The organism is Calothrix sp. CBUCES-K 9914 (genome assembly GCF_059640475.1).
This window is the reverse complement of the sequence record NZ_JBXXZH010000118.1, coordinates 18,631-28,239: the sequence shown is the minus strand read 5'-3', so window position 1 is coordinate 28,239 and position 9,609 is coordinate 18,631. Positions and strand designations below refer to the sequence as shown.

The following is a 9,609-nucleotide window of genomic DNA, read 5'->3' as shown; positions in this document are numbered from 1 at the left end:
CGGTATAAATTTACTCTTTAGCGGCTAAAACTTTGTAATTTTTACGGTATTCTTTCTTAGACATTATCTTAAATACTATCTTAAATATTATCACCTTATTCTACAGCAAATAAAAAGCCCCTGAGAAATAGTCCTCAAGTGCTAGTAATTTATTATACAATTTACACTAATTCAAGAGTGAAAAGGTTTTTATGATGGGTCAATTACAACTTAACTTCAATATCAACACCGGATGGCAAGTCTAGCTTCATCAGCGCGTCAATTGTTTTTGAAGAAGGTTGATAAATGTCAATAATTCGACGGTGTGTACGAGTTTCAAAATGTTCACGTGAATCTTTATCGACGTGGGGTGAGCGCAGTACGCAATAAATTTTACGCTTTGTAGGGAGAGGAATTGGGCCAATTGCTGTAGCGTTAGTACGGTTAGCGGTGTCTACTATCTTCTCGCAAGAGGTATCTAGTAAGCGGCGGTCAAAAGCTTGCAAGCGAATTCTAATTTTTTGCTGTTGTAGCGTTGCCATCTTCGGTTTTCCTGGTACTGATGATTTTGGATTGTGGATTTTCTTGCGGACATGAATGGATTTTAGATTGAATGAGAGAATCCAAAATCTAAAATTTTTTGTGGGCATAAAAAGAGCAGAGACGTATTATATCATCTCCGCTCGATTATTAGTTAAAAGTGCAAGGTATTATTTAACAATTTTAGAAACAACACCAGCACCGATGGTGCGACCACCTTCACGAATCGCAAAGCGCATCCCTTGCTCAATTGCAATTGGGCTGATTAACTTTACTGTCATTTTGATACGGTCACCAGGCATTACCATTTCTGCTGTACCACCGTCATCAGCGGTAAAAGCTTCGATGGTACCGGTTACGTCGGTTGTACGCACGTAGAATTGAGGACGGTATCCTGCAAAGAAAGGAGTTTTACGACCACCTTCTTTTTCGGTTAATACATAAACTTCACCTTCAAAGTCGGTGTGAGGTGTGATGGAACCTGGTTTTGCCAATACCATACCACGCTCAATTTCTTCTTTTTTCAAACCACGGAGCAGTAGACCCGCGTTGTCTCCAGCCATACCTTCTTCGAGACTCTTCTTGAACATCTCGATCCCGGTTACTGTGGTGGCACGAGTATTTTTAATACCTACTAACTCTACGTTGTCGCCAACTTTTACTTTTCCACGTTCAATACGTCCGGTTGCTACTGTACCACGACCTGAGATTGAGAATACGTCTTCCACTGCCATCAAGAAAGGCTTGTCGATGTCACGTTCGGGAGTTGGAATGTAGGAATCTACAGCATCCATAAGTTCGTAGATTTTATCTACCCACTTATCTTCTCCACGCTGTGTTTTAGGCGCCGAAGTCATTTTTTCTAGCGCTTGCAGACCAGAACCCTTGACGATAGGGATATCATCACCTGGGAAGTCGTAGCTTGATAGAAGTTCGCGAACTTCTAATTCTACGAGTTCAAGTAGTTCTTCGTCATCTACCATGTCTTCTTTATTCATGAAGACAACCAAGCTTGGTACACCTACCTGCTTCGCTAACAAAATGTGTTCGCGGGTTTGAGGCATTGGACCGTCTGCTGCGGATACTACTAGGATGGCGCCGTCCATTTGAGCAGCACCAGTGATCATGTTTTTCACATAGTCAGCGTGACCTGGACAGTCTACGTGAGCATAGTGACGTTGTGCGGTTTCATATTCTACGTGAGCAGTGTTAATCGTAATACCACGCGCTCTTTCTTCTGGAGCAGCATCGATTTGGTCGTATGCTTTAGCCACTGCACCACCAGAAGCCGCAAGCGTCATGGTAATAGCAGCTGTTAAAGTAGTTTTACCGTGGTCAACGTGACCAATAGTACCAATATTGACGTGTGGTTTATTCCGTTCAAACTTTGCGCGTGCCATGAATACTTGTTTCCTTTTCTAGTTATGCGTTCCCTTTGCTTTAGCGATAATAGCCTCTGCGACGTTGCGAGGCACTTCTTCGTAATGGCTAAACTCCATTGAGAAGATTCCGCGTCCTTGGGTCTTTGAGCGAATGTCAGTAGCATAGCCAAACATTTCTGCCAAGGGAACCTTAGCAGTTACTTTCGCAAGACCAGCTTCCGACCCCATACCTTCGATTTGTCCGCGACGCGAGTTTAGGTCTCCCATTACATCACCAAGGAAGTTTTCGGGTACTTCGACTTCAACTTTCATCAACGGTTCTAATAGTACAGGCGAAGCTTTCATTACAGCTTCCTTCATCGCCATACTTCCTGCGATTTTGAAAGCCATTTCTGAAGAGTCTACATCATGGTACGACCCATCAATCAATGTTGCCTTAACATCAATCAACGGATAACCAGCTAATATGCCAGATTCGGTACTTTCCTTCATCCCCGCTTCCGCAGGACTTATGTACTCTTTAGGTACAGTACCACCGACTATTTTAGAGACAAACTCAAATCCACTTCCAGGCTCACCCGGTTCGAGATCGATCACTACGTGACCGTACTGACCTTTACCACCGCTCTGACGAATAAATTTACCTTCTACTCGACTCACAGCTTTGCGAATTGTTTCACGGTAAGCTACTTGCGGCGCCCCAACGTTTGCTTCAACCTTAAACTCGCGCAACATCCGGTCAACCAGAATTTCTAGGTGTAACTCACCCATTCCAGCGATCACGGTTTGGTTTGTTTCTTGGTCAACGCTAACGCGGAAAGTTGGGTCTTCTTCCGATAGCGACTGCAAAGCTTTGGAAAGCTTGTCCATGTCGTTCTTGGTCTTGGGTTCTACCGCTACCGAGATGACAGGCTCTGGAATAAACAGGGATTCTAAAATTACCGGTGAATTTTCATCTGTAATTGTATCGCCAGTTAATGTATCTTTTAGTCCTAACGCTGCTCCTAAGTCACCTGCACGTAATTCGTCTACGTCTTGTCGCTCATCCGCTTTCAATACTACTAAACGTGAAATTCTTTCTTTCTTGTTCTTGGTAGCATTCAGTACATAGCTACCTTTTTTCAAGACACCTGAATAAACACGCACAAACGTTAGGCGCCCATATGGGTCAGCCATAATTTTAAACGCTAGAGCAGACAACGGCTCGTTGTCCGAAGCATGACGCTCAACAGCTTCACCCGAAAGTAAAGTACCTTGAATCGCTGGAACTTCTGGAGGCGACGGTAAATAATCTACAACTGCATCAAGCAGCAACTGTACGCCTTTATTCTTAAAGGCAGAACCACAAAGTAAAGGTATAATTCTACCAGCTACTGTACCTTTACGCAAAGCAGTAGTAATTTCTTTTTCGGTAAGTTCCTCACCATCGAAGTACTTAGCCATCAATTCGTCGCTGGTTTCAGAAACCGCTTCAATTAGCTTAGTTCGGTACTCAGTAGCCAATTCCTGCATATCTGCGGGAATGTCTTCTTCTTTGATATCAGTACCTTTATCGTTGGTGTAGATGTAAGCACGCATTTTCACCAAGTCAACTAATCCCAAAAAGTCATTTTCTGCACCAATGGGCAACTGAACTGGTATCGCATTGGCACGTAAACGGTCGCGAACTTGTTCGTACACTCTATAGAAGTTGGCGCCTGTACGGTCCATCTTATTGATGAAAACAATCCGAGGCACTTTGTAGCGATCTGCTTGCCGCCATACTGTTTCTGTTTGTGGTTGAACTCCACCTACTGAACACAATACTGTAATTACACCATCAAGTACCCGCATCGAACGCTCAACTTCAATCGTGAAGTCTACGTGACCGGGAGTATCAATAATGTTGATTTGGTGGTCTTTCCAACTTGTACTAATTGCTGCGGCTGTAATTGTGATACCGCGTTCGCGCTCCTGTTCCATCCAGTCGGTGACAGCAGTACCTTCGTGAACCTCACCAATTTTGTGAATAATACCAGAGTAAAATAATATTCTCTCTGTTGTTGTCGTCTTGCCCGCGTCTATATGCGCCGCAATTCCTATATTGCGTACTCTCTCTAGCGGGATAGTGCGTGCCACGGCAGCCTCCTATAGATTTCGCCTTATGATATCTTGTATATTACACTTTGTTAAGTTTGTATACTTTACGGAAAACCGATACTTTAGTTAACAAATACCCGATATATCGACTTATTAGATACGATATATCGGCTCGATTCGAGCAATACGCGCATATCTACCCTTGGATAGATGTTTAAGCTTCTAATTAATAACGATAGTGCGCGAAAGCTTTATTGGCTTCTGCCATACGATGAGTTTCCTCACGCTTTTTGATTGCACTTCCCGTTTCATTCGCAGCATCCATTAGCTCATTAGCGAGTCTAGAAGCCATAGTACGACCAGGACGTTGACGAGAATATTGGACTAACCAGCGCAATGCTAAGGTTGTACCGCGCTCATTACGTACTTCCATTGGTACTTGATAAGTCGCACCACCTACACGACGTGCTTTGACTTCAACTAGTGGTGTCGCGTTCCGTACTGCTCTTTCAAATGTTTCGAGAGGGTCGCCACCAGTGCGGTCGCCAATTGTTTTTAATGCATCGTAAACAATCCGTGCGGCTAGCGATTTTTTGCCGTGACGCATTATCCGGCGAATAATCATACTAACCAGTCGGCTGTTGAATACGGAATCAGGCGGAACAGGGCGCCTTTGAATAACACCACGACGAGACATACTTAACCTTAACCCTTAAATAAAATCTTCAAGATTTTCTAGTTTAAACTCTGCAAGTAACACAAGCAATGCTCAAATCAGCTTTCCAGCTTCTTGCAACAATACTTCAACCAGACAGACAAAGCGACATTATAATACAATTTCTTCTTAAGTGAAACTGTGTTGTGCCTTCAAATCAGTATTATTTTAACTGAACTGTACTTCTGTCCTGATTTTGAATAGGTAGGCACATAAAAACTAACTTTACGCGCTTTAACTTTGAATCAAAGCAATTCAACCATTATACCGACTAAAATCTTTACAGGTAAAGTTTGCACACGATAAACAACTATAAATAAATCTCAAACAACAGGTCTGAGGTATACGCTTTCATTGCTACGTACCGCTCAGACTGTGCTTGAATTCAGGAAGTACGATTCTGGCTGGTTTTTGGAAAGTTATTTTGCAGCAGCCTTCGGACGCTTTGTTCCATATTTGGAGCGTCCTTGTTTACGGTCTTTGACTCCAGCTGTATCTAGTGTGCCGCGAATAATGTGATAGCGCACACCTGGCAAGTCTTTGACCCGACCACCACGAATCATTACAACTGAGTGTTCTTGTAAGTTGTGCCCAATTCCCGGAATGTACGCTGTTACTTCAAAGCCAGAAGTTAATCGCACCCGCGCGACTTTACGTAGCGCTGAGTTAGGTTTTTTGGGTGTTGTCGTAAATACCCTGGTACAAACTCCCCGACGTTGCGGGCATTGTTTCAGGGCTGGTGACTTTGTTTTCTGACGCGCGAGTTCGCGTTCGTTTCTTATAAGTTGCTGTATTGTTGGCATGAGTTACAGCATATCAAGCTGTTAGTGGTCTAAGTTTTAACAAATCCTGATTATATCTTTTTCTGCAGTTTTTTGTCAAATGATTTTTGTGAAAGACTGAAGTCCTACGATTAATTTCATCACTTACGAGCTGACGAAGGAGTTGCCACAACTACACGTTGAGCTTGCTTGTGGGTTATAAAAGCGAAATCCTCCACCCATCAAATCTTCTGAGTAGTCAAGTGTCAAGCCGTTTACATACCCCAATGTTTGACTGTCAATGGCAACTTGAATTCCATGTGAATCAAAAACGGCATCGTTTTGATTTACTTCTTGCTCGAAGGACATGTCGTAAAATAATCCGGAGCAGCCACCACTTTTAACAGCTAGGCGAAACCAGATGGGCTGTTGCTGCTTTAGCTGCAATCGTTTAATTTCTGATACGGCTGCTGGACTCAAATAAATCATAAAAGTTGTAGAGCTATAGCGTTTCTTATTCAAATGAAGTATTGAATTACGGTTTGGGATGCCCGTTCCACAAGCACAAGAGTTTTTGATTAAAAAGCCCACCTTATATTATATAAGATGGGTGGCTTGGTAATTTAATTCTAAGTTGTTGTGATTTTATAGAGTTTCGTTCTAATGTGTAACTGATTTTTCTGTACGCGCGTAATCGTCTTGAAAACGAATAATATCGTCTTCGCCTAAGTATTCTCCATTTTGAACCTCAATAAGAACCAATGGGATAACACCAGGGTTTTCCAGGCGGTGTGCGGTACACTGAGGAACGTAGGTAGATTGGTTGTTGCTGAGTAGAATTTCTCCTTCTCCACAAATAACTTTAGCGGTGCCAGAAACAACAATCCAGTGTTCTGAACGGTGGTGGTGCATTTGTAAACTGAGACGGTGACCTGGTTTAACTTCTATACGTTTGATTTTGTAACCGCGACCTTCTTCTAAAATTGTGAACGAACCCCAAGGACGTAACTCAGTTGCAGCGACACCACGTGAGGTAACTGCTGTAGGTAAAGGTAGGGTGTTGGTTTGCGTTGCTTCTGTAGCCATAAGAACCTCTTTTTTAGGAGACATAGACAAAATTTTTTTACTTCCTAACCTATTGATGAAGAAATTTAGTGCAATATCGCAACCGTAGAATTAAGCAATTTAGCCATCCTTGGTAAACATAACAAAATCACAACAAAGCGTGTATTCAACACCTGACATTTTTACGGTAAGTACATCAAGTCTTTACAAAATTTCGTTCGCAGTGCTGAGTGCTGAGTAATGAGTGCTGAGTAATAACTCCGCGCCTCCTAATGGTTCGTATCATTAATTCTGGGGTGTTGATATTCTCTTGCTCTCTTCTCTCAGTGTACTCAGTGCCTCTGTGGTAACAAAATATATGTCACTGCACAGACGGGATGCCTATGCTACAGCAGACCAAAACTTTTGACACTAACCACTAACTTTTAACTCAGCACTTAGCACTCAGCACTATTTATAAAATATACCGATGCCATTGTGGACGCGCGCTTGGGTGTTGAGGGGACGGTCGATAAGTTGTCCTCCTAAGTAGAGAGTTGTTGAACTACCTCCGTCTAAATTTAAGGCGTTTATACATCCCAAAAGCTGCATCAGTTGAGCATGTTCGGCTAATGTTGGCCCTGCACCACCTGCGCGGTTTTGGGTGGAGGTTATCAGCACGTTCCCATTTGCTGCTGTACATATACCACTGCGAATTGCTCGCTCGCTGATAAACGCATCGCTAAATTTTTCAGCTTTTGCATCTAGAACTACTTGACGATTTTGCACTAACAGTGGTCCGGCGCCAATAATATTTGAATAACGATTAAATTCCGGCGGTATTGTTGAACTAGCAATATTTAAAGTGGCGCCTACAGGTAATAAGCTGAGGTTGCTAGAAGCTGTACCGCGTAATGTTAGTAAATAACCGTCATTTGGTATGGGTACAGGTGTTTCCCCGGCTTTTGGAGCTAAATATTGATTCGTAATTTGATTTTTTTGAACTACGATAATTGTTTCATTATCTGTTAATGGAGTATATGTACTGCCCCAAGCGGGAGTATACCGAGCTATTCCTGATTGTACGTAGCCACTATTAAGGAAAAGTATTGGTAATCGTTGATTGGTATTGGTAACTAGTGTTTCTTCTAGAGTAAGTCTACCGACGTAAAATTGACCAGAGTTATTCCAGGCAATGGCGCCTCGATTTAAAATCGGACTTGATAGCCATTGCCCGTTACTACGAATGGCGCCGAGGGGGTAACGGTTATTACGGTTAAAGTAACCACCGTTAATTCCTGCTAGAGCTAGATTGGTTTGTGCGGTTAGGCTTAACGGTGCAGTGCCTATAAGTGTATTTGAGTTACTAACGATAGGTTTGATTTGAAATAACTTCGGATTTATTTCTAACCAAATTATCGGAAAACTTTCTTGCCCCAAATTTACCCACTGCTGTTTCCATGTTAAAGATGGCGCCCAAGCAATACTACGAGGTACTAGCGCATCAGGTCGAATTTCAACGTTTAAGCTGTTAGCAGCTGACGCTTGAATACGAGGTGCATAGCCAAATGGAACCGAAATACGAATTAATGTTTGATTGTTAACTACTTCTACTTGCTTTACTGTTGGTTCTGGTTGTACAGGAATAGGTTGTATCGGTTGCTGAGGTGGCAGTTGAATAGGCAAAGGCAATTTTAACTGCTTTAGAAGTTGTAGCGGTGAGTTGGGTACTGGCGCCGGAATTGGAGCTACTGGTGGTACAGGTGTATATTTTTGTACTAAACCCAGTTCAGCAATACCATCTAGGACAATTGTCCAGTCGCGGTTCGGAGGTGTTGTTGGAGTCGGGTTGACAGCATCTGGGTCTACTACGCGCTTGGCTGGTGCTTCTTGTCTAACTACCCAAGGTGTTGCACGGTCAACGTTAATAACAAGCAGTTTTCCATTTGGTGGGTTAACTGGTGGTAATGGGCTAATTGATGGGTTGACCTGTGGGTTGACTGGTGGTTTTGAAAGTACTAGCTCGCTTTCACGGATATCTATAATTTTGCTAGGTGGGGTGTTAATAGTTAGGATGTTAGCTTGTGGTGTTATTTGCCATCCTGCTGTTTTAACTAAATTTGTAACATCTAGATACCGATAACTTCCAGTTAACCTGGCGTTAAGAACTTGCGGTCTGGTGTAAGATGAGAACCATGCTATCGGTTGTTTTGTCGGGCTGGAAGTTGATAGCAAGTCTAAACCGATTAACTGCCGCAGTGTTCCGTCGGCTATATGTATAGTAGATTGATTCTTGCTTGCTGCGCGAGTAAACCATAGACCAGATACAACTCGACCGTTTAGAGAAATTTGATTTCCGTAAGCTGTGGCGCCTCTGACAGGAGTTACAGGTATGGGGTTGGGGGGTGTTGGCGGTAATGTCAGGGTGGGTAATGGTGTGGGTGACGGGTTTTGTAACTGCACGGCTGAGGCGCCACTGTTAGTTATTAAACATAGCGATAACGGAAGTATTGGTAACATCCAACCCCAGCAAAGCTTGATAATAGCCTTATGTAAGCCTCGACCAAGCCTTAAGCGGGTATATTTTTCTACGTAATATTTCTGTTTTTGCATTGCTTTTTGCTACTAATTATCGCTAATTTAGAATGGTAAATCTTGTTATAAATTTTTAAAGCTTGTCAAAAAATAATGACATTACTTTTGTGCCAGAACATGATAATGTGAATATGGGCTTTTATCTCTATATAAGCGTTCATCAGTAATTTCACTACCGAAACAAGTGCGTTATGGCGCGCTTACAAGCTGTGTAGAGATAATCGCAATAGCTAATTTTCGTAATTGTCGATTGAATTTCTACTTCACGCTATAGTCGCAACTAACAGATAGTCGCCACTTAAGTAAGTAAAATTTGGTAGTATCATTCATAAGCAATGATGTATTAGCTGGAGTAATAAAAGATATAGCGTTTAATTGTCAAATGACCATGTATTGTACTAGGCTGAATTTGTTATGTGATGAGAAAGTCTTCAGTTTTACAACCAGTAAAGTATAAAATATGAATTCTCGTGCGGGTTTTGTCTATGCAGACTATACCCAGCTTGTTTATAAA

The 9,609-nt window shown here is 42.4% G+C and carries 8 protein-coding genes; all 8 read right to left on the bottom strand.

The features are described 5' to 3' along the window. Positions 1 to 203: 203 nt before the first annotated feature. Positions 204 to 521, bottom strand: coding sequence for a 30S ribosomal protein S10 (gene rpsJ, locus AC2JBO_RS24285; RefSeq protein ID WP_010998474.1), 318 nt, complete (start codon positions 519 to 521; stop codon positions 204 to 206). Between the two features lie 168 nt (positions 522 to 689). Then, complete coding sequence (gene tuf, locus AC2JBO_RS24280) at positions 690 to 1,919, bottom strand: elongation factor Tu (protein ID WP_496956199.1); 1,230 nt, start codon at positions 1,917 to 1,919, stop codon at positions 690 to 692. Positions 1,920 to 1,937: 18 nt separating this feature from the next. Next, a complete protein-coding gene (fusA, locus tag AC2JBO_RS24275) occupies positions 1,938 to 4,019 on the bottom strand; it encodes an elongation factor G (RefSeq protein ID WP_496956198.1) in 2,082 nt (693 codons plus the stop codon). Between the two features lie 187 nt (positions 4,020 to 4,206). Beyond that, positions 4,207 to 4,677, bottom strand: a complete 471-nt coding sequence (rpsG, locus tag AC2JBO_RS24270; RefSeq protein ID WP_496956197.1) for a 30S ribosomal protein S7 — start codon at positions 4,675 to 4,677, stop codon at positions 4,207 to 4,209. 437 nt (positions 4,678 to 5,114) lie between these two features. After that, on the bottom strand, positions 5,115 to 5,498 hold the full coding sequence (gene rpsL, locus AC2JBO_RS24265) for a 30S ribosomal protein S12 (RefSeq protein ID WP_019493948.1): 384 nt from the start codon (positions 5,496 to 5,498) through the stop codon (positions 5,115 to 5,117). 123 nt (positions 5,499 to 5,621) lie between these two features. Continuing rightward, on the bottom strand, positions 5,622 to 5,945 hold the full coding sequence (locus AC2JBO_RS24260; RefSeq protein ID WP_496956201.1) for a HesB/IscA family protein: 324 nt from the start codon (positions 5,943 to 5,945) through the stop codon (positions 5,622 to 5,624). Between the two features lie 171 nt (positions 5,946 to 6,116). Beyond that, the gene (locus tag AC2JBO_RS24255) at positions 6,117 to 6,542 is read right to left on the bottom strand and encodes a phosphomannose isomerase type II C-terminal cupin domain (protein WP_496956196.1); all 426 of its coding nucleotides are present in this window, start codon (positions 6,540 to 6,542) and stop codon (positions 6,117 to 6,119) included. A gap of 429 nt (positions 6,543 to 6,971) precedes the next feature. Next, complete coding sequence (locus AC2JBO_RS24250; RefSeq protein ID WP_496956195.1) at positions 6,972 to 9,113, bottom strand: phosphodiester glycosidase family protein; 2,142 nt, start codon at positions 9,111 to 9,113, stop codon at positions 6,972 to 6,974. Positions 9,114 to 9,609: the final 496 nt, after the last annotated feature.